This is a genomic window from Helicobacter hepaticus ATCC 51449 (genome assembly GCF_000007905.1).
GTDB classification, from domain to species: Bacteria; Campylobacterota; Campylobacteria; order Campylobacterales; family Helicobacteraceae; genus Helicobacter_C; species Helicobacter_C hepaticus.
Genome location: NC_004917.1, coordinates 199,490 through 220,633, shown reverse-complemented (window position 1 = coordinate 220,633; position 21,144 = coordinate 199,490). Strand labels below are relative to the sequence as shown.

At 37.3% G+C, this 21,144-nt stretch carries 19 protein-coding genes, 3 tRNA genes and 1 pseudogene; 14 read left to right on the top strand and 9 right to left on the bottom strand.

The annotated features are described in order from the left end of the window. The 8 genes from HH_RS01125 to HH_RS01090 all read left to right on the top strand — a co-directional run bounded on the left by HH_RS01125 (position 1) and on the right by HH_RS01090 (position 11,335). Positions 1–2,823, top strand: a complete 2,823-nt coding sequence (locus HH_RS01125) for a molybdopterin-dependent oxidoreductase (protein WP_083750343.1) — start codon at positions 1–3, stop codon at positions 2,821–2,823. A gap of 14 nt (positions 2,824–2,837) precedes the next feature. After that, a complete protein-coding gene (gene fdh3B, locus HH_RS01120; protein WP_011115071.1) occupies positions 2,838–3,467 on the top strand; it encodes a formate dehydrogenase FDH3 subunit beta in 630 nt (209 codons plus the stop codon). A 10-nt stretch (positions 3,468–3,477) separates the two neighbouring features. Beyond that, entirely contained in the window at positions 3,478–4,452 is a 975-nt protein-coding gene (locus HH_RS01115) for a formate dehydrogenase subunit gamma (RefSeq protein ID WP_011115070.1), read from the top strand. An 8-nt stretch (positions 4,453–4,460) separates the two neighbouring features. After that, a complete protein-coding gene (gene fdhD / locus HH_RS01110) occupies positions 4,461–5,240 on the top strand; it encodes a formate dehydrogenase accessory sulfurtransferase FdhD (RefSeq protein WP_011115069.1) in 780 nt (259 codons plus the stop codon). A 96-nt stretch (positions 5,241–5,336) separates the two neighbouring features. Continuing rightward, on the top strand, positions 5,337–6,695 hold the full coding sequence (locus tag HH_RS01105; protein ID WP_011115068.1) for a TolC family protein: 1,359 nt from the start codon (positions 5,337–5,339) through the stop codon (positions 6,693–6,695). 18 nt (positions 6,696–6,713) lie between these two features. Beyond that, complete coding sequence (locus tag HH_RS01100) at positions 6,714–7,415, top strand: efflux RND transporter periplasmic adaptor subunit (RefSeq protein WP_011115067.1); 702 nt, start codon at positions 6,714–6,716, stop codon at positions 7,413–7,415. Further along, a complete protein-coding gene (locus tag HH_RS01095; RefSeq protein WP_011115066.1) occupies positions 7,415–10,489 on the top strand; it encodes an efflux RND transporter permease subunit in 3,075 nt (1,024 codons plus the stop codon). Before HH_RS01100 ends, HH_RS01095 begins: the two co-directional genes overlap by 1 nt. Positions 10,490–10,564: 75 nt before the next feature. Further along, positions 10,565–11,335 carry a M15 family metallopeptidase gene (locus HH_RS01090; protein ID WP_011115065.1) on the top strand — a complete coding sequence of 257 codons (771 nt, stop codon included), beginning with the start codon at positions 10,565–10,567 and terminating at the stop codon, positions 11,333–11,335. Between the two features lie 6 nt (positions 11,336–11,341). Here HH_RS01090 and HH_RS01085 read toward each other — a convergent pair whose 3' ends face one another. The 4 genes and pseudogenes from HH_RS01085 to nrfH form a co-directional block, all read right to left on the bottom strand. Next, on the bottom strand, positions 11,342–11,752 hold the full coding sequence (locus HH_RS01085; RefSeq protein WP_011115064.1) for a diacylglycerol kinase: 411 nt from the start codon (positions 11,750–11,752) through the stop codon (positions 11,342–11,344). An 11-nt stretch (positions 11,753–11,763) separates the two neighbouring features. Then, a complete protein-coding gene (locus HH_RS01080) occupies positions 11,764–12,762 on the bottom strand; it encodes a hypothetical protein (RefSeq protein WP_041308930.1) in 999 nt (332 codons plus the stop codon). A 103-nt stretch (positions 12,763–12,865) separates the two neighbouring features. Further along, positions 12,866–14,717, bottom strand: a pseudogene (locus HH_RS01075) (ammonia-forming cytochrome c nitrite reductase subunit c552). Between the two features lie 22 nt (positions 14,718–14,739). Beyond that, positions 14,740–15,213: a cytochrome c nitrite reductase small subunit gene (gene nrfH, locus HH_RS01065; RefSeq protein ID WP_226989518.1), complete on the bottom strand. Its 474-nt coding sequence runs from the start codon at positions 15,211–15,213 to the stop codon at positions 14,740–14,742. 147 nt (positions 15,214–15,360) lie between these two features. Between nrfH and HH_RS01060 the strand changes: the two genes are divergently transcribed. Beyond that, positions 15,361–16,185 (top strand): polyphenol oxidase family protein, encoded by an 825-nt coding sequence (locus tag HH_RS01060; protein WP_011115057.1) that lies wholly within the window; start codon positions 15,361–15,363, stop codon positions 16,183–16,185. On the opposite strand, the gene HH_RS09120 is transcribed toward HH_RS01060, so the two are convergent. The 5 genes from HH_RS09120 to HH_RS01035 all read right to left on the bottom strand — a co-directional run bounded on the left by HH_RS09120 (position 16,178) and on the right by HH_RS01035 (position 18,211). After that, entirely contained in the window at positions 16,178–17,050 is an 873-nt protein-coding gene (locus tag HH_RS09120; protein ID WP_011115056.1) for an ankyrin repeat domain-containing protein, read from the bottom strand. The two genes, HH_RS01060 and HH_RS09120, sit on opposite strands and share 8 nt — an antisense overlap. Positions 17,051–17,093: 43 nt before the next feature. Beyond that, positions 17,094–17,570, bottom strand: coding sequence for a hypothetical protein (locus HH_RS01050; protein ID WP_011115055.1), 477 nt, complete (start codon positions 17,568–17,570; stop codon positions 17,094–17,096). 237 nt (positions 17,571–17,807) lie between these two features. Continuing rightward, positions 17,808–17,884, bottom strand: a tRNA-Arg gene (locus HH_RS01045). Positions 17,885–17,977: 93 nt separating this feature from the next. After that, positions 17,978–18,054: transfer RNA gene (locus HH_RS01040), tRNA-Met, on the bottom strand. Between the two features lie 82 nt (positions 18,055–18,136). Continuing rightward, positions 18,137–18,211, bottom strand: a tRNA-Gln gene (locus HH_RS01035). Positions 18,212–18,236: 25 nt separating this feature from the next. On the opposite strand from HH_RS01035, the gene HH_RS09775 reads away from it, so the two are divergent. The 5 genes from HH_RS09775 (at position 18,237) to HH_RS01020 (ending at position 21,142) form a co-directional block, all read left to right on the top strand. Beyond that, positions 18,237–18,359, top strand: a complete 123-nt coding sequence (locus tag HH_RS09775; RefSeq protein ID WP_011115054.1) for a hypothetical protein — start codon at positions 18,237–18,239, stop codon at positions 18,357–18,359. 71 nt (positions 18,360–18,430) lie between these two features. After that, positions 18,431–18,868, top strand: coding sequence for a Dps family protein (locus HH_RS01030; protein ID WP_041308928.1), 438 nt, complete (start codon positions 18,431–18,433; stop codon positions 18,866–18,868). Positions 18,869–19,027: 159 nt separating this feature from the next. Next, positions 19,028–20,095, top strand: coding sequence for a bifunctional 3,4-dihydroxy-2-butanone 4-phosphate synthase/GTP cyclohydrolase II (locus HH_RS01025; RefSeq protein ID WP_011115051.1), 1,068 nt, complete (start codon positions 19,028–19,030; stop codon positions 20,093–20,095). Positions 20,096–20,151: 56 nt separating this feature from the next. Then, entirely contained in the window at positions 20,152–20,352 is a 201-nt protein-coding gene (locus tag HH_RS09390) for a hypothetical protein (RefSeq protein ID WP_050720583.1), read from the top strand. Next, positions 20,324–21,142, top strand: coding sequence for a DUF4422 domain-containing protein (locus tag HH_RS01020; RefSeq protein ID WP_011115050.1), 819 nt, complete (start codon positions 20,324–20,326; stop codon positions 21,140–21,142). The genes HH_RS09390 and HH_RS01020 overlap by 29 nt, the downstream gene beginning before the upstream one ends. The last annotated feature ends 2 nt before the right edge of the window (positions 21,143–21,144 follow it).

Genomic DNA, 21,144 nt, shown 5'->3' with positions numbered 1-21,144 from the left:
ATGAGCGAGGTAAATGATAGACGCAATGCTCGGCGCTCATTCCTCAAACTCTCTGCATTGGCTTCTGTGGCTGGTGTGAGCAGTGCTTTGGGAAATGAGGGGGAAAAAGTGCTTAGAAAAGCAAGTGAGGCAGAGTTGAAGGAAAAATATCCACAATCTCAAAAAATCAAAACTATTTGCACACATTGTTCGGTGGGTTGTGGTGTGATTGCTGAAGTGCAAGATGGTGTATGGGTGCGCCAAGAAGTGGCTCAAGACCACCCGATTTCTCAAGGCGGACATTGCTGCAAAGGTGCAGATTTGATTGATAGAGCAAGAAGCGAAACAAGATTACGCTATCCTTTGCAAAAGCAAAATGGGCAATGGACAAGGCTTAAATATGATGAGGCAATGGATAAAATTGCTACACAGCTTAAACAAATTAGAGAAGAAAGCGGTCCTGATGCAGTGATGTTTTTAGGAAGCGCGAAATGTTCTAATGAGCAAAGCTATTATATTCGTAAGTTTGCAGCATTTTTTGGGACAAATAATATAGACCATTGTGCTAGAGTTTGACACAGCCCAACAGTCGCCGGTGTGGCGAATACATTCGGGTATGGTGGTATGACAAATCATCTTGGCGATATGATGTTCTCAAAATATATTTTAGTCATTGGAGCAAATCCAGCGGTAAATCACCCTGTGTCAATGGTGCATATTTTGCGAGCTAAAGAGCAAGGAGCAAAACTTGTATGTATTGATCCACGATTTACAAAAACTGCAGCAAAATGTGATGAATTCCATAGAATCCGCAGTGGGACAGATATAGCCTTTGCTTATGGTTTGCTCAATCACATCATTGCTAAAAAGCTTTATGATGAGCAATATCTCAAAGAGAGAGTTTATGGCTATGAGGATATTATTAAAGAAGCACAAAAATTCTCTCCAGAAGTGGCAGCAGATATTTGTGGAATCCCAGCTGATGAAATTAGGCATATTGCCGAAGAAATGGCAGCTGCAAAACCTGCAAGCTTAATTTGGAATCAAGGGCTTACACAACATACGATTGGCACAAGCAATACAAGAATTATGCCTATTTTGCAAATGTTTTTAGGCAACATTGGGAAAAATGGCGGAGGCGTGAATATCTTAAGGGGACACGATAATGTGCAAGGAGCTTCGGATATGAACAATCTCGCAGATTCTCTACCGGGTTATTATGGGCTTGGAGAGCCAGCTTGGCGACATTTTTGTAAGCATTGGGGCGTTGAGTATGAGTGGATGTTAGGACGTTTCAAAGATGCAGAAATGATGGGTAAAACCGGTTTTGCACATTCTACTTGGAAATTTGGTGTATTAGATGAAGAAAATGCTGCAAATAATGGTGGCACAAAGCTACGTGCTTTAGTTGTAATTGGTTCAGGTATGACCACAGTTTCTTTGCTTGATTTGCAAAAAAAAGCAATGGATATGCTAGATTTGGTGGTGTTTGTAGATCCTTATGTTAATGACTTGGCAATTTATAGTGATAGAAGCGATAATCTCTTTATGCTTCCAGCGGCTTCTCAAATGGAAACAAGTGGTTCTGTGGCAGCGACAAATCGTAGCTATCAATGGCGTTCTAAAGTAATGGAACCGCTTTTTGAATGCCGTCCTGATGAGGAGTTTCTCTTTGGTTTGGCTGAACGATTAGGATTCTTGAAAGAATTGCAATGGCGACTTTATGATATAGCAAAATCAAAAGGACGGGAGCAATTTGTTTGGCCTGAAGATGCAACTACTGAACTTACGCAAAGTATTCGTAGCATTGGTTTGCAAGGTATGAGTCCAGAGAGACTAAAAGCCCACCAAGAAAATTGGCATTTATTTGATAAAGTAACACTGGAAGGCACAGGAGAGTTTAAGGGAGATTATTACGGGCTGCCTTGGCCTTGTTGGAGTGATAAGCACCCGGGCACACCTGTAATGTATAATGATACTATTCCTGTTATGCGTGGAGGTATGGGATTCCGCGTAAATTGGGGTGTTACAAGCCCAGATGGGCAAAGTATGCTTACAAATAGAAGCTTGCCAAATGCTAAACATATCGGTGGATACGCTCCTGTAACTGCAGAAAATGCTGAATCTTTGGGGATTAGTCTAAGTAGCGAGGAGAAAAATGCCATTGAGGGAAGCACTTTTGCTCTAGGTATAGGGAATAATATTTTGGTAGAAAAAGCATTAGAGGCAGGATTATGCCCTTATGGAAATGGTAAAGCAAGGGCGAATGTATGGAATTGGTATGATAAGATTCCACTCCATCGTGAGCCCCTCCATTCTGTGCGTGGAGATTTGGTAGATAAATATCCAAGCTTCCCAGATAAACCAAATCTTTTCCGTGCTAATGTTAAGTATATTTCGCGTCAAAAGGAAAAAGATTGGGTAAAAGAGTTCCCTATCAATATGTTAAGCGGACGTTTAGTAGCTCATATGGGAACAGGTGCAGAAACTCGTAGTGCGAAATATTTAGCTGAAGTAGAGGGAGAAATGTTTGTGGAGATTCACCCAAATAAAGCTGCAGAGCTTAAAGTAAAAAATGGTGATTTGGTATGGATATATGGAACAAATGGTTGCAAAATTCTTGTGCCTGCAAAACTCTCTGTTCGTGTAGATGAAAATAGCATTTGGTTGCCTCAAAACTTTTCAGGTATGGATCAAGGAGAATCGCGACTTGATAAATATCCAGAGGGCACAAAACCTTATGCTATTGGTGAATCAGCAAATATGATTAGCAGTTATGGGTATGATTATAACTCTGCTTGTCCGGAAACAAAATGCGGTCTATGCCGAATTGAAAAAGCGTAATAAAAGGATAAAAAATGAGTAACACTATTCCAAAAAACCTTGAGCATTTCTCAAGGATAAAATTTTATTGCGATACAAACCGATGTATTGAATGCCACGGCTGCGATGTAGCTTGTAAAGAGGCTCATCATTTGCCTGTTGGTGTCAATCGCAGACGAGTTGTTGTTCTCAATGAGGGTGTAGTAGGTAAAGAAAGCGCAGTTTCTATTGCTTGTATGCATTGTGCTGATGCACCTTGTGCTAAGGTATGTCCAGTAGATTGCTTTTATATCCGAGCCGATGGCATTGTTTTGCACGATAAGAAAACTTGTATCGGTTGCGGATATTGCCTTTATGCTTGTCCTTTTGGAGCTCCACAATTTCCTAAATCTGATGTATTTGGCTCAAGAGGAGCAATGGATAAATGTACCTTTTGTGCTGGTGGTCCTGAAGAAACTCATAGCGCAGAGGAATACAAACTCTATGGGCAAAATAGAATCGCAGAAGGTAAAGTGCCAATGTGCGCTTCTATGTGTTCTACAAAGGCATTGCTTGCTGGAAGTGGTGAGCAGCTCTCTCATATTATTACGCATCGTGCTAGCACAAAAGGCGAAAATATCCCTAATGCTGTGCCTAATGTGTGGAAAACGGCTTACGAGGATTAAGGAGGATTCTATGAAATGGTGTTTTAGAATCTACTTGATTGTAGTGAGTCTTTGTGCTTTTGTGATTGCTGCTGATCCAAGTGTCCCACAAGCAGGTGGAAAGCAATATGCAGAAGTTATAAATGGAAATAATGCACTTATTATGCCCGCAGATAGAGCCAACCCTCATCTTTATGGCGGACCAGAAGTCGCTGCGATTAAGGCTTGGGGTGTGGATTCACCCAATTCTTTTGGTTGGGGTGAGCTTTTTACAATCTTGCAAGGGCAGTATTTTGCTCTGATTTTTTTATTGATTGTCATTTTTGTGCCTATGGCGTTTTATGGGCATTATAAGCTTGTGGGTAAGCGACATTATTCGCACGATAGCTTTTTAATCGTCTTTACTAAATATAATATTGTTGTGCATTGGTGTGCAGCTGTGCCTTTTGTGATGTTGTGCCTTTCGGGACTTATGATGGTTTTTGGCGATAAGCTTGGTGGTGGCACACTTATTCGCTTTGCTCGTGATGTGCATGGCTTTGCAACAATTTTCTTTGCTGTATTTGGCACATTAATGTTGCTTATGTGGGCAAAAGATTGTTTTTTCAAAGCTCACGATATTAAATGGATGATGATGCTTGGTGGTTATCTTGATAAAGTCAATCGCGAGATTCCAGCTCACAAGTTTAATGCAGGGCAAAAAATGTGGTTTTGGGTGGCTACACTTGGTGGTGGCGTAATGGTATTGAGCGGTGCAGTAATGTTTTTTCAATGCACGGATATTAATACTTTGCGCATTCTAGCAATTTTGCACAATGTGATGGGCTTTGCTATTATTGCGCTTTTGATTACTCATATTTATATGGCAGTTTTTGCTATTGAAGGCGCAGTAGAATCTATCCTTAATGGCAAAATGGGTGAGGAAGAGCTTTCTATGCTCCATAGTCTTTATTACAAGGATTTAAAGGCTCAAGGCAAATTAGATTCTATGCGCATAAAACACTAGGAGAGTAAGTGAGCGACTTTGTGCATCAAATGCGTATGGTGAGGCTTTTCCGTGATGAATCATTGCAGGTATGTGAAGATAACATCATTGAGGAGCAACGCATAGCTTTTTATCTCAATGGCACAAAACTCCTTTCTGTGATGAGTTTGCCTTTCTCTCAAGATGCTCATTTGGTAGGATTTTTGATGAATGAGGGCGTATTAGAAAGTGTTGATGATATTATTTCACTTGAAATTGCTCCTGATGGCTTGAGTGTGCATATGAATGCCCATATTAAAGAAGATAGGCTTAATCATCTCCATAAAGAAAAAACTCTGACGACAGGGTGTTGTGTTGGAGTAAGTGCAAATTTTGATGGAGAGATTATTCAAAAATTTATCGCTTCAAATATGCGTGTGGATACGCGCACAATCTTTAAACTCCTTGATGAATTTAATCAGCCAAGTGCGCTTTTTGAGCGCACAGGTTGTGTGCATAAGGCAATGCTTGTATGCGAAGAGACGCTTGTGAGTGAAGATATTGGGCGTCATAATGCTATTGATAAAGTTATTGGCAGAGCGAGACTTGCTTCGCTTGATATGAGTGAGGCAATACTTATTGTAAGCGGACGCTTATCAATGGAAATGGTGATTAAAGCTGCGATGAGTGATATTCCCATAGTAATTTCGCGTTCTGCTACGACATATTTAGGGATTAAATCTGCACAGGTTTTAGGCGTTACCCTTGTAGGTTTTGCACGTGGTGATACGCTCAATATTTACACTCACCCTTCACGTATTACAAGTTAATATAAAATATAGTTGCATATGCAACCCTATTTACAAACTTGAGTTAGAATGCCAACTTCAAAAATGGAAATTGATAATAAACAAGGAGTATAACTTATGAAAAGAATTGTCCTTATATTGGGATTTTTCTCTATCTTAAATGCTCAACAAATACCACAAGATTCTATGCATTATCTTGTCCAAGCGCAAGATAATGCACAAAATATAGAATCCACACAATCTAGCGGTAGAGTTTTTACGCTCATAGAGCTTATTGAGGGGGCAAAGAAAAATTACAATCTTGAAGCTAAAGATTTGGCGATTTTACAAGCTCAAGCCACAAGTAGGGCGGCTTGGGGTGAATTTTTGCCCACTCTTGATGGAGCATATCAATACCAAGATACAAACAATCCAAGTATGCGTATGAAAACACATACAGGAAGTATAAAGGGAAATTGGGAAGTTTTTAGTGGGTTTAAAACCTATAACAAAGTGCGTGAAAAAGGCTCACTCTATCGTGCAAGCATTGAGGATAGGGAAAATACTAAAGACCAGCTTTTTTTAAGTGTGATTGAGCAATATTATGGTTATTTTACCAATCGTGCGCAACTTTTGAGTTTAGACCAAAAACGCATTCAGCTACAATCTAACATTAAACGTGTGGAGAGACTTTTTAATTCAGGGCTTACAACCATTGATGATGTAGAATCTTTGCGCGCAGAATTGCTTGCTACCGAGCACGATATTGAAAATATCAAAATGGAGATTGAAAAAAATAAGCTTATGCTCTCACTTCTTGCAAATACAGAGGTGCAAGAGCTTGAGCGTAAAAATATTAAAGCACCGCTTTTTGCACTTGATGAAAATCGCCACGACTTAAATATGCTTAACTTCCAAGCATTGAGCGCAAAATATCAAGCGCGACAATTTAATTATCTTCCAATTTTAAGTATCAGTGATACTTATGTGGTAAATAGCGATATTACTAAACCGGGAGCAATTAGGTTTAAAGGTGGTTTAGGTGGAATGAATCCCAATGATATCCTGCCTATGTTACAACGTCAATTTCCGCTTAATCAAAATCAGATTATGATTAATGCGACTATTCACCTTGATGCACTTACGACTTATCGGCAATATGAAGCTGCTCAACTTGGTTATTTAAAATCTCTTAAAGAGCTTGCTTATAAAAAAGAAGAGCAAAAAAAAGATGAAAAGATGTATCGCAAAAGCCTTGAAATTGCCGTAGCAAAGATTAAAGCATCAGAGGCAGCATTGCGTTCAGCAAGCATTGCATTTGAGAATGTAGCAAAAAAATATGACGCACAGATTCTTAATTTTGTGGATTATCTTCAATCTTTGACAAAGAAATTTGAAGCAGAATCAACTTACAATCAAGCACTCAATAATTATGAGATGCAAAAGGCATATTATATTTATTATAGCGGACAAGATTTGCAACAACATATTGAGTAGTAATAAAAAGGAGGAGAGATGAAAAAGGTTTTAGGTATAGTAGCGGGGATTTTTCTCGCTTCGTCAATGTGGGCAGAAGATGTTTATGCAATTTTTAATGCTGAAGCAATAAAAGATGCTAATTTAAATCTCGCTACAAGTGGCATTGTATCTGATATTTTTGTTGATGTCGGTAGTGAGGTGAAAAAAGGAGATTTGCTTCTTAATCTTTTTAATCAAGATATTTTTTCTCAAATGAATTCAGTTGAACAACAATATATTTTTGCAAAAAAGCAGTGGGAACGTTATAAACGTTCTGGTGGAGCAGTAGATAAAAATACGCTTGATAGATACCTTTCAGAATATAAAAAACTTGAGGCAGATTATAACTATCAAAAGGCGGTGTTAAGTAAAACACAGCTAAGAGCACCATTTGATGGTGTGATAGCTTCTAAAGAGGTTGAGCTTGGTGATGGGGTAAGTGCTCATAGCACAAAGCTTTTTAGAATCATTAGTCAAGATGTAAAGCTTGTTTTGGAATTTGATTTTAAGTATATAAACAAAATTAAAGTAGGTGATAGATTTGATTTCCGTATTGATGGGCGTAAAGAGGATTTACATACAACAATAAGTAAGATCTATCCTACCGCAAGCACAAGCACACGCAAAGTAAAAGCCGAGGCAATGGCAAAAGACATCATTCCGGGCACATTTGGTGATGGTTATATAAGGACAAAATAATGTATAAATTTGCCATTACTCGTCCAATTTCAACTTTAATGTTCGCCTTTGCAATCTTATTTTTTGGATTCTTAGGCGTATTTAAAATGCCAACTTCACTTTTTCCTGATATTGATTTTCCTGTGGCAGTAGTTATCACAGCTTATCCGGGTGCAAGTGCGGAGATTGTAGAGACAAAAGTAACAGATAAGATTGAAGAAGCTATTATGGGTATTGATGGGCTCAAAAAAGTAACTTCAAGTTCAGCACGTAATTCAAGTGTTGTAATTGTGCAATTTGAGCTTGAAAAGCCTCTAAGTGATGCAGTCAATGATGTGCGAGATAAAGTGGGCACGGTGCAGCTTGATTCTGGCGTGAAAAGACCAGCAGTTTATAAATTTGATAGCTCTTCCGCTCCTATTATCTCTTTATTTCTCACAAGTGATAAAGTCCCTTCATCTGAAATGATGAGACACGCTAAAGATAATATAAAACCATTGTTGCAAAAAATCTCTGGTGTTGGTGGCGTTGAGATGAGAGGGCATAGAGAGCGACAGATTAGAATCTTTGTAAGCCCTAGTATGCTTAATAAATATGGTATAACTTATACAGATATTTCTAATAAAGTAGGGTTAGAGAATCTAGAAGTTGATGGCGGGAAACTCATTGGGACATTGAGTGAATGGGCTATAACAACCGATGCTCAAAGTGCTGATGTAAGTGATATAGGAAATATTCGTATTGCGGAGGGAATTAGATTAGCTGATATTGCTACGATTGAAGATGGCATTGAAGAAGATAAGACTTTTGCGTCCTTTAACAAAACGCCCGGTGTGATTTTTGAAGTGCAAAAAATCGCAGGCGCTAATGATATTTCCATTGCCGATGCGGTGATGAAGGTGCTGCCACAAATAGAATCTATAAGCCCAGAGTATGATATTAAAGTCTTTAAAGATACAACACAAAATGTGCGTGCAGCCATTTCTTCAGTGGAATTTGATGTGCTTCTTGGCGTATTTTTGGCTGTATCTGTGGTTTTTATCTTCTTACGAAGTGCGACTATTACGCTCGTATCAGCCATTAGTATTCCTATTTCTATTTTTGGGACTTTTGCATTAATGAATTTTTTTGGATTCTCTTTAAATATGCTTACTCTTCTTGCAGTAGCTCTTGCGATTGGGATTATCATTGATGATGCGATTGTGGTAATTGAGAATATCCATAAGAAACTTGAACACGGAATGCGTAAGCGTGAGGCGGCTTATGAGGGTGTGCGCGAAATCGGTTTTGCACTCATTGCTATTTCAGCAATGCTTTTATCAGTATTTATCCCTGTGGGAAGTATGAGCGGAATCGTGGGGAGATTCTTCCAAAGCTTTGGTATAACCGTGGCTGCTGCGATTGGTATCTCGTATATCGTTGTGATTACAATCATTCCAATGGTTTCGTCTATCGTTGTGAATCCTAAACACTCTAAATTCTATTATCGCACAGAGCCTTTTTTTAAGAGACTTGATGCGTATTATGTCAAAACTCTAGCCTTTGTATTGCGCAATAGAGTCAAGGTGATTGTGGGTATTGTGGGTATATTTTTTCTCTCCCTTACACTTTTAGCTAAGCTTGGTATGGAATTTATTATCTCCGATGATAAGAGTGAGTTTCAAGTATTTATGGAAACTACACCCGGCACGAGTATGAATGCTATGAAAGAAAAAACAAATGAACTGCAAAACATAGTAATGGCACATAGTGATATTGACTTTACGACTTTGCAAATAGGCTATGACGCGCAAAAAACGATTTTTAAGGCACAGATTTATGCGAGGTTGAAGCCAAAAAAAGAGCGCGCAAATAAAGAATCACAATTTAAGATTATGGCTGATATAGGAGAACAGCTTAAAGCAAGTGAAGTGGGGAAAGAATTTGTGATTTCTACATCTGAAGTATCAGATTTTGGTGGAGGAGATAATTCTCCTTATCAAGTGGCAATTCTTGCACCCGATGGTGAGACACTGAAAAAAACAAAGGATAATCTCATCAATCTTTTAAAAACTGATCCAACATTGGCAGGCAAGGTTACTAATATCCACCTTAATACATCAGATGATTTGCCCGAGTATCGTTTGAGGGTGCTTCGTGCGAATGCCGATAGATATGGCGTGAATGCGCAAGATATTGGTAATGTCGTGCGTGGAGCATTTTCTGGTGAGGCGATTGTCAGGTATTATAAAGATAGGGGTAAGGAATACGACATTACTATCCGAGCACCTGATAATGATAGAATCTCACTTAATGATATAAAAAAATTACAAGTGAAAAATAGCAAGGGTGAGTTGATGTTTGTAGAGGGGCTTGTAGAAATAGAGCATACCTCTGCCCCTTCGGTCATTTCTCGTTTTGATAGACAACGGAGCGTTACGGTATATGCGTATCCTGTAAAAAATTCTGGTATTTCTTTGGGTGATATGATGAATATCACTGCGCAAAAATCAAATGAATGGCTTGAGCCGGGCGCTACTTTTAAGCTTCAAGGTGAAGCTGAAAATGCACAAGAAATGATGATAGCCTTTCTTGTAGCGGTTTTAACGGCGATTGTGTTGATTTATCTTATCTTGGCTGCTCTTTATGAATCCTTTTTGCAACCTGTTGTCATTATGATGACTTTGCCTTTTAGTTTTGCTGGAGCATTTATCGCACTTTTTGTTGTGCAGCAGCCTTTTAGTATGTTTTCGCTTATGGGACTTATGATTCTAATGGGATTAGTAGGTAAGAATGCTACCTTGCTTATTGATGTAGCAAATGAAAAGCGCAAAGAAGGATATAGCACTGATGAGGCTCTTATTTTAGCTGGAGAATCGCGTTTGCGTCCTATTCTTATGACAACGATTGCTATGGTTTTTGGTATGATACCTCTAGCTATTTCTACAGGCTCTGGAGCGGGTATGAAATCGCCTATGGGAATTTGTATTATTGGCGGATTGCTGTTTTCAATGTTTTTGAGTTTGCTTATTGTGCCTGCTATCTATAGATTCCTCGCTCCTGTAGATGATTGGCTACAAAAATTCTATAAACCTAAAGCGGAAGATAAATTTTAAGAACAAATTTTGTAAGAAATATATCAAAACACGTTATAATCTTAGCATTTCAAGTTACCAAATGGGCAGATAGAAATGAAGAAAGTGATAGCGTGTTTGTGTATGGTCTATGTATCGCTAGGTGCAGAGCAAGTTGTTGATATTCTCGCGCAAGAGTGTGTAAAGCGATATTATCCACAGGTAGTAAGAATAGCCGATAATCAAGTAGTTCTTAATGATGGGAGCAGTTTCGTATGGGACGATGGTTTAGAAAAAAGCTATGATGAGCAGATTTTAAATCCTGATATGAATGACGCTTTCACTTATCCCTATCCCCTTAAAGGTTATGTGCTCAATCGTAATGAAGATACTTCTCGCATACGTCATTTAGGATTTTATAAAGCAATTTATGGGCATTCAGAAGAAGATGTAAGCGCACATCTTGTAAAGTTGCCTTGGTTTAAACAACGTTTTGATAAAAGTTTCATTGTAGTAACTACTGCAAATGGTGTAGATAAAGCTTTTGAACGTGTAATGCACAAACTTGAGAATCTTCCACAAGCATACTATCAATTTTTGAGCGACCAAGATGCGTTTTATTGGCGTAATATCGCAGATTCTCCCAATCTTAGTCCCCACAGCTTTGGCATTGCTCTTGATATTAATACGCAATTTTCTAAATATTGGTTATGGGATAAAAAAGAACGCAATGAGTATCAATATGAGAATCAAATTCCTTTAGAGATTGTCCAAGCTTTTGAGGAAGAAGGGTTTATATGGGGAGGGCGGTGGTGGCATTATGATACAATGCATTTTGAATATCGCCCAGAGATTATTTGCTATGCAAAAAATATACAAAAATATTAAACGCAATTAGAATATGAAGCGATTAAGAAGATAGCTTCCCCATACAAAGGCAACAAAAAGACAAGCAATAAGTTGTATAGCACTTCCCATATCTTTGGCTTTTTTAGCAAGTGGGTGAATTTCAAGGCTTGTAAAGTCAATGGCATTTTCAATCGCAGAATTAATAAGTTCAACGATGACAGAAAGCACACAGGGTAAGATGAGTAATATAAGCTCTTGCCAAGTTTGTGCTATAAAAAATGCTACAATACTTAGCACAATGCCTATGCTTAGCACTTGCCTGAAACCTTCTTCTTCTTTCCACGCGGCTTTGATTCCATCAAGTGAGAAAAAAAAGGCATTATAAAGACGTTTTATGCCTGTTTTACCTTTTTTATCATTGCGTTGATATGATTGCGCATCTTTATCTTGCTGCATTATAAACCTCACTATTTAGAGAGAATCGTAAGAGTGTAATCATCAGAGAAATGCGAAAAATTAGAGCTTTGTGCAAAATCTTCAAGTGTTTTAAACTTTAACTCTTTATTTTCTTGATGACTTAGATGAATTCCTAGCTCGTGAGTTTGTCCTGTAAGATACGATTCTAAAGCATTACCAAAAGTAATCATTTCATCGTGATAAACATCACCTAACACGAAGCTTGCAGTGATGAGGGCAAGTGTATTAATATTTTTTGCATATTGTGCAAAGCCTTCTTGACCATAAGGCATTTCTTGTATTTTGCTTTGAACTTCATAGAGTTTATACATATCTTTACTAAATTCTCCCTTATTTTGGGCTTTGAGCATAAAAGTATCAAATGCATATTTGACATCATTATACGTATCATCTGCATCATTATCTGTGGCTAATATTGCTTTAAGATAAAAATTTTCTAAAATTTTTGCCATATTTTGGGTGTTAAAAGTGCTATGTTGATAAGTTTCCTTACTATTTAGCTCATAAGAGGCATTAGACGCTTTCATATTGCATTGTATATTTTCAGATAGTTTATCATCATTTCGTTTTAAGGCGACATCACATTCAAGCTTTTGTGGTATAGATGATGAAATAAGATTTACTAATTCTAACTCTGCTTCTTTTGTTGTTTCTATTGGATTCCATTTAATATCTTTAATCTTAAAAGAAGCTTGAAGAGAGTTATTATCTATTGAATGAATATCAAATCCTGCGTTATAGAGCGTAAAGATTTCCTCTTCGCCTAAAATAATTTTTTTGCTATAGCAGCTGACGGTAATGAGTCCTTCGCACACAAAGGGCTCCCAGCTTTTAAGCAAATTATCATTTGTTACAATTTTTTCAAAGCTTTCATTAAGTGTTTGCTCTAAATGCGCTTTAATCTCTTTGCTTTTGAGCGAGAGGGCAACTCCCAAGCCTATGGCAATGAGCGCACCAATACCCAATATGATAGCAATTAGCTTTTTCATAGTAATTCCTTTGAGGCAAGATGAAATGATTATAACATAAATGTTTCAATATAAGAGGAAGAATCCTAGCCTCCGCTTTTAAAATGGAGGCTAGAGAGGAAAACTATTTTGCGCTTTTGGCACTTGCAGAGATTTTATCAACTTCACTAAAGTTATAAGGCTTTGTATTTTTATCAAGCTCTAAAAGTTCTTGAGGTGCTTCACCATTGATTTCGTGATGTTTGTAATAGCGCTCTCCGGCAGTGTGTCCATTAAGGTCAATTTTATATACAATCTCTCCAGGATTAAATTTTTGAATCTCATCAAATCCAAGATTAGAAGTTTTAAAACCTTTAATGCCATTTGCATTTGCAATTTCAACACATTTTGTTTGCCCCATTCTCGCCATTTCTACTGCTTGAAGGAGCATACGGCTTGCTTCGCGTGGATTATGGAATCCTGTAGAGTTTTCCGCTCCTACAAAATCTCCTCTCATTTGTCCGCGGCGGTGTAGCTCAAGTGGCTCTGCGAGAGCTTTTGATATTTTAGTATCATCAGGTTTGCCTTCAGACTGATACGCTGGAAGTTTGCCAAGTTCTTCTCGTAATTTTTTAATATCAAAAATAAGGCTCACGGTTGCATATTCTGCACTTCTCAAATCAAATGCTACTGATTTTTGAATATCGGCAATTTGTTTTTTAAGATACTCTTCGGATTGTGTGTGGCAAGTTTTGCAAGCAGAATTAATATCAAAGAGTGGAGAGGTAACATTGTGTTGCGTTACTTTTTTGCCTCCCGCGCCTTTAATGTAAGGCATATGGCAATCCGCGCAGCTTACACCATTTGCTGCGTGCACACCACCGCTAAACATTTCATATTCTGGGTGTTGAATCTTGAGCATAGGTGCTTTAGTTTCCTTGTGTGTCCAATCTTCTTTGAAAATGGGGCGCACTGCATCATAATGTTCGTCAAACATTTCAATTCTAAACACCTCACCTTTTTTCCACGCACTCCAAGGGAATGTAAGATTGATACCATCAACTTCAATTTCAGTTGCTTTATTGCCATCTCTCCAATGTTCAAACTCATCATAAGTTTTTTGTGTGCCATTCCACCATTTTTTACTCGAATCAGATGCAATAGATTCTCCCATTACCTTAACTTTTTCACCAGTAGGTTTGAAATAATATTCTACGTGGCATTGAGCGCAAACAAGTGTCCTCATCTCTTTTCTATCTGCTTTAATACCTTGTGCTGCATCTTTTTGGTAACCTCTATCAACGAGTGCATTAATAAGAGCAGGGCGCACTACTCTTAGACTCATATCATCAGGGTTATGGCAATCTGCACAAGTTACACCCATTCTTTTACCGCCGTGTGGTCCTCCGTGCTCTTCAGAACCTTCTTCAATCCCATTACGAGTGGGGACATTTTTAATCATTGTCCAATATTTTGTGCTATTAAACGCAGTAAAATCGCCATTTGCTGCATTTTTGATAAGCCACGGAGTCCAGCCACTATGGCAATTCATACAAGCTGCAGGTTGCCCACCAAATTTAGCAAAGCCGTGTGCATTAAGAAAGTCTTTATTATTACGCGCAGTGTCCATTTGATCTACTTGTATCCAAAAATGCCCTCTTTCTTCATTAGCATCAAGACTGAATGGATACCCTGCCCATAATATTGTTAATTGTGGGTAACGAATCAACTTTGAATATGCAAGATTTCCGCCAAAGTTTGTGTATTTTGGTGTTTCGTGCTCTACTTTGAGATACATAATCAAGGTATTCAGGGAAGTTTTTACCCCAAAAGTCAAAAGTGGGATTTTCATCAGTAAGTTCTACAAGCTGTTTTGAAATAACACCTGTGTTTTCCGCTTGTTTTGATGAGATATCTTGATTGAGCCATAAAAGTCCAACAATAATAATAACAGCTCCAACGATAAGTATAGGTAGCATTCCTTTATTTTTTTGCATCTATTCCTCCTTAAAATTTAAGTTAAAAACCTCGTTTATGTCCTGCACTCTCGTGGCAAGAGACACAATTTAGTGCGTTGTTATGTCCAGGCGTAGTCGTAGGATTGACTGCGTTTTGGACATATTCTATATGACAACGCACACAATTATTTTGCACCATTTGCTTACTTGTTTCATTTGCACTCAAGTTAGTAGGTAGTGTATCAAGCTTGAATGTAAAAGCATAAGCGTGTCCTACGCCACTTTGAGCTTTAGCAATCCATTTGGAGACAAAGTTGTGAGGCAAATGGCAGTCATTACAGGTAGCTCGAGGCTGCCCTGCAATTTTCTGTGAATGAGGAGCGCTAAGATAATCACTATAAACTTCATTCATAATATGACAATTATTGCACGCTTCCGAATCATTGCTAAGATAAGAAGCTCCCTTAGCGTGCCAAAATGTATAACACGCAATAATAACAATAGCTATGAGAAGAATAGCGAAAATACTTGACATAAGAGTGGGTCGTTTCTGTCTGTCCTGTTTCACTAAACCCTCCTTATTTGTGTTGTGTGAGTGAGAATCTTTAAGAAAATACTCGTTAGAATTCTAATATTATCAATAATAAAATGATTTGATTTTTATCAAAATATGGGAGGATTTATGTTTTTATATACAAGTTTGCAAAGCCCTATTTTTAGGGATAAAAGCGTATATTTTGCCTTGAGTAATCGTTTAGGTGGAGTAAGTGAAGGTGTATTTGATACACTTAATTTAGGGTATTATGTGGGCGATGAAAGATTGAATGTAGAGCGTAATCACCATATCTTCCTAAGCGAGTTTTGGAAGATATTTGCTTTAAATGATAAGCAAAAAGTTGTATCAGCTCTTTATTATTGTCATCAAACGCATAGCACACAAAGTATAATTTTAGATGAAAAAAATTTATCTTCTTTTGAGGATTTTTATAAGACAAAGAGCAAAATTATAGCTCCTCATAGCATTTGTCTTGGTGAAGCTGATGCAATTATTACGCATATACCTTATAGAGCTTGCCTTGTATTAGTGGCAGATTGCAATCCAATTTTGCTTTATGATAATGCAAAAAAAGTAATGGCAGTAATACACGCCGGTCGTAGGGGCGTGTTTGATGGGATTGTGCCTGCTGTTTTTAAGCGTATGAGTGAAGTATATGGAAGTAGTGTTTCGGATTGTTTTATGTATGTGGGAGCATCTATTCGTGCGTGTTGTTATGAAGTAGGGAAAGAAGTGCAAGAAGAGTTGCTTGCACTTGGCTTTGATAAAAGCGTATTAAAAGGCAATAAACTTGATTTAATTGCGTGCATAAAGACACAATGTAAGAATCTAGGTATTAATGTAGAGCATATTGAGATTAGCCCGTATTGTTCTTGTTGTAATAAGCAATTGTATTCTTATCGCAGAGACAAAACTACAGGACGTTTTGGGCTATTAGCTATGCTTACTTAGCCTTTTTCTTGCTCATCATTTCAGCAATTCTTTGATTGATGAGTTTATCTTTTTCTGCGCGTTGTTCCTTTGTTAATTTATGATAATTTTCGTCAAAACTCTTTCGATTTGCACAATCTACCCCAAATGCCAACAATACCTCCTCTACAATATACCTCAAATCCCTATCAGCACTCTTAGCCCCTGCGTCTTTTAGAAGCTTTTTGTTTCTAGCTCCTTGTGCTTTGTCTAAGGGAGTGAAAGCTCCATCATAATAATTCACATTTGCCCCAAGCTCTATTAACATCTGGGTGGCTTTGTAGGCTGAAGATTCTTTTACCGAATGGAACAAAGGTGTTTTTCCAAATTTGTCTAACACATCTACATTTGCTCCTGCTTTTGTAACCGCAATTTCAATTGATTTATAATCATTATTCATAGCCCACCAATGCATAGGAGTCCAGCCGCTATGATCTTTTCTTTCATCTCTTTTCTCACAAGTTAAGCCCTTATCTACAAGATATTTGATGACATTCTCATCTTCGCCACCATTTTGTTCAATATAGTCTGTCAAGGTATTCTCTCCACGTTTAGTGTGGTAATCAATCTTTAGTCCCCATTCCTGTAAAAACTCTATCATTGCAGGGTCCTTATATTTCTCATACGCCACTGCTGCTTTCGCAAGGACACGTTCTACACCAAATAAAGGATACGTGCCTGTCTGACCTTTAATATTCTCCTCATAAAAACTCTCTTTTAAGGGATACTCTTGTAAAAATGCTTTTACCTTTTCTATCTCATTTGTTAAAACGAGTGCAAATAACTCTTCTTGAAGAGCATTTCTTTGCTCCATATTCATTGCCTTAATTTCTTCTAGTGTTTTCATTGTGTCTCCTTTTTTGTAAGTTTAATTTTTGTATATCTTTGTATCATTTAAAATCTTTCAAAGAATCGATAAAATCCCTTAAATACCCTGTTTGATCTGCTACCCAATCATCTAAAGTCATTTCCGCTAACCCATCTTCATCATCATCAGGATCTCCATCAAAATAGTCTCCGCCCTCAAAGTCTGCAGGATCATCATAAAGCTCCATTTCTTCGTGCTCTAGCCATTCTTCTAGTGCTTCAATGAAATCAGAAAGTATTGCACCATTAAAATGAGCTTTTTGAAACTCCATAACCACTTTAAAATTTGGCGGAAAAATGACATTGAATTTTTCATCACTTTTAAGTGTCCCATTGTCCCAGTTGTCATTCTCGTAGTTTAAAATATGCTTGATAAACTCTTTTTGCTCCTCTTTGCTCAAATTCATCAGTCCAGCTTTTAACTCATCACTATCATTGTTTTTATACTTCTCAAAAAGCTCTTGCAACGCATCTTTAGAATCTGCGTTTTCATTTTTCATTGTGTCTCCTTTTAAAGTCAATTTCACCAAACCTTGAATTAATACAATACTTGGTTATTTTTTTTTTTTTTGTAATACTATACTATTTTAATTTATATCAAAATTAAAATAGTATTTAATATATTAAATAGAGTATTAAATTGTGTAAGCGAATCTATTTAAATCAATGTGTCTCATATTTTAAATTTTGGTTGTGTAAAAGTTAAGATTAAGGATATTGTTTAAGAGGTATTTTGGTGGTACGCCCAAGAGGATTCGAACCTCTGACCTACGGCTTAGAAGGCCGTTGCTCTATCCAGCTGAGCTATGAGCGCATTTTGCTAGTTTTTGGGTTTTAAGTAAAATAAAGTGCGCATTTTAACATAATATTAATGCAATTTTCAAGCAGGGATAAATTTATGAAAGTTTGGTTGCGGGAGAGGGATTTGAACCCCCGACCTTTGGGTTATGAGCCCAACGAGCTACCGGACTGCTCTATCCCGCGTTCTAAAATTCTTAAAATTGAAAGATAAGCTACATCATTTTAAAAGAATTTACAAAAAGAGCTTCATAAATTTATGAAGAAATGGCTGGGGTAAAAGGATTCGAACCTCTGAATGCCTGGACCAAAACCAGGTGCCTTACCGCTTGGCGATACCCCAATAATAAATGTGAGGCGTAATTATAATGAGTTTGTATGTCTTTGTCAAGAGAGAATGCGCTAATGATAAACATAAAAGCACACAATATGAGGAAGTTAAACGTGTTACTTATAAAGATATTTACTTAGAAGTTACTTCAATATCTTAGAATATTAATATTCCCTCACTTACCCACATATTAGGAGAGTGAGGGAAAATTTTGAGACTAAGGACATAAAGATGAGCAAAGTTGTAGATAATTTAAAACAAATTCAAGCTGATGCAGCAGTGTTTTATGTGAAGGTGCATAACTTTCATTGGAATGTTAAAGGTATGGACTTTTATCCCACACATAAAGCTACTGAAGAAATCTATGAAAAATATGCTGATGTATTTGATGATGTTGCAGAACGTGTATTGCAAATCGGTGGAAAACCTTATGTAACCCTTGCAGATATGCTAAAGGCTGCAAAAATCAAAGAAGAAAGCAAAACAAGCTTTAATTCAAAAGAGGTTTTAAAAGCGATTCTCTCTGATTACGAATATTTCCTCAAAGCATTTGAAGGACTTTCAGAGGAGGCTGAAAAAGCTGGAGATAATGTGACTCAAGGATACGCTGATGATAAAGTAGGCGAATTGCAAAAAGCCATTTGGATGCTTAAAGCCACACTTGCCTAAATACTCTTGTTTCCACATAAATGATGAGAATCTACTTTTTGGATTCTTATCATCTCTCCCTTTCCTTATCCCTAAAACTTTTTAAGATTGATTCTGCAAAGAAATTTATTTTGTTTTTATATAATTAATCTTTAATAAAAGCACATTTAAAGGTTAATAATGTATCACAAACGTATCAAAGAAGCCATAGAAGCAATTAAACAAGGCGAGATGATTATTATTATGGACGATGAGGATAGGGAGAATGAGGGTGATTTAGTGATGGCGGGAATCTTCTCTAGTCCTCAAAAAATCAACTTTATGGCGCAAGAAGCACGAGGGCTTATTTGCGTATCTATCACGCAAGAGCTTGCTCAAAAGCTTGATTTGCCTCCAATGGTGCAAAAAAACGATAGCAATCACGAAACAGCCTTTACCATTTCTATTGATGCAAAAGAAGCAAAAACAGGTATTTCAGCCTTTGAACGCGATATGACTATTAGACTTATGTGTGAGAGTAATACCAAGCCAAGCGATTTTGTGCGTCCCGGACATATTTTTCCGCTTATTGCTAAAGAGGGAGGAGTGCTTGTGCGCACAGGACATACAGAGGCAAGTGTAGATATTTGCCGCCTTGCAGGAGTTGCGCCTATTAGTGTAATTTGTGAGATTATGAAAAAAGACGGCACAATGGCTGGGCGTGGGGATAAATTCTTGCTTGATTTTGCTTCTCAACACCATTTAAAGATTCTATATGTATCAGATATTATCCAATACCGACTTAATTTTGAGAATCTCCTGCGCGAGATTACGCGTGAAAGTGCTGTATTTATGGGTGTAGAATGTGAAAAAATTACTTTTATAGATCATTTAGAACGTGAGCATATAGTTTTTGGATTTCCTCATAAAGGCTCATCATCTAATGAACCAAAGCCGCTTATACGATTTCATAATGTGCGAAGTGATTTGGAGCTATTGCAAAATGCTCAAGAATGGAATGCTCTTCTTAAGAGTATTGAGTGTTTGAAAGAAAAAGGGGGATATTTGGTATTTTTAAATACGCATTCTGAATATGCAAACTCATCTAAAACTTGTGGTGATATAAAAGATTTTGGCATCGGTGCACAGATTCTTAAAAGATTGGGCATTGAGGATTTTGTGCTTCTTAGCTCTTGTGGTGGGAGTAAAGGCGAGTATAATGCCTTAAGTGGTTTTAATTTGCACTTAGTAGAAAAGATTGAAGTATAGAAAAATTAAGATAAAAAAGCTATACTATGCTTTTTAATTTTTAAACAGGATAAGTTATGCGTTCTCCATTATTGAAGATTCTCGTATGTTATCATAGAATAAGCCCAATTATTGCAAATGAAATATTGCAGCCAATTTTAGTAGGCGCGAAAAATGCACCCAAGACATTGCACAAAGATTTACAATCTATGTGTCGCACACAAGATATAGAACTTCTTAGAGACGATTGTGTTATCGGGGGGGGGGGGCACTCATAGCTTAAATAAAGAAATCTCCTCACTCAACCCTTACTTTTGCGAACTCACCGCAATGTATTGGGCGTGGAAAAACCTAGATTCTGATTATTATGGACTTTTTCATTATCGTAGAGTGTTTGATTTCGCACCAAATACATTTTTTTCTCGCCTTAAATCAGCTTTTATTCCTCAAAGTCGTGTTATCGCTAAATATCATCTTGAATCTACCTTTATTACTTCGTATTTGCAAACACATCATATTGATATAGTTATTCCCAAGCCATTGCCTTTACACCAAGATATAAATGCGTATGAAAATTTTGCGAAAGGAGGGCATAACATAGAAGATTTAGATAAAGCGATTGCCTATATTAAAGAAACTTATCCATTTATGGGAGATTCTATTACGCAGGCACTTTTTACAAATGGTGCGAAAATATGCTATTGGAATATGGCAATATGGCGTAAAGAGATATTTTTTGAATATTGTGAGTGGCTCTTTGATGTGCTTTTTGCTTTGCAAGAGCAAATTGATTATAAATCTTATGATGCACACGAAGCGAGAGTCTTTGGATTTTTAAGTGAGTGGCTTTTTAACGTGTGGCTTGCCTATCAGTTGAAAACGCGTAAATTGAATGTGCTTGAAGTAAAAAGTAAGCTTCTTTATAACAAGCAAAGTAAGTTTTTTGGCAAAGTCAGTGCGCCAGATTGTGAGCGATATTATTTTTTATTTATACGCATATATAAAAAACCTATTTTGCCCCCTCACTCCCACGCACACTTTACAACTAAAAAGCTTGATGAGGAGTAGGT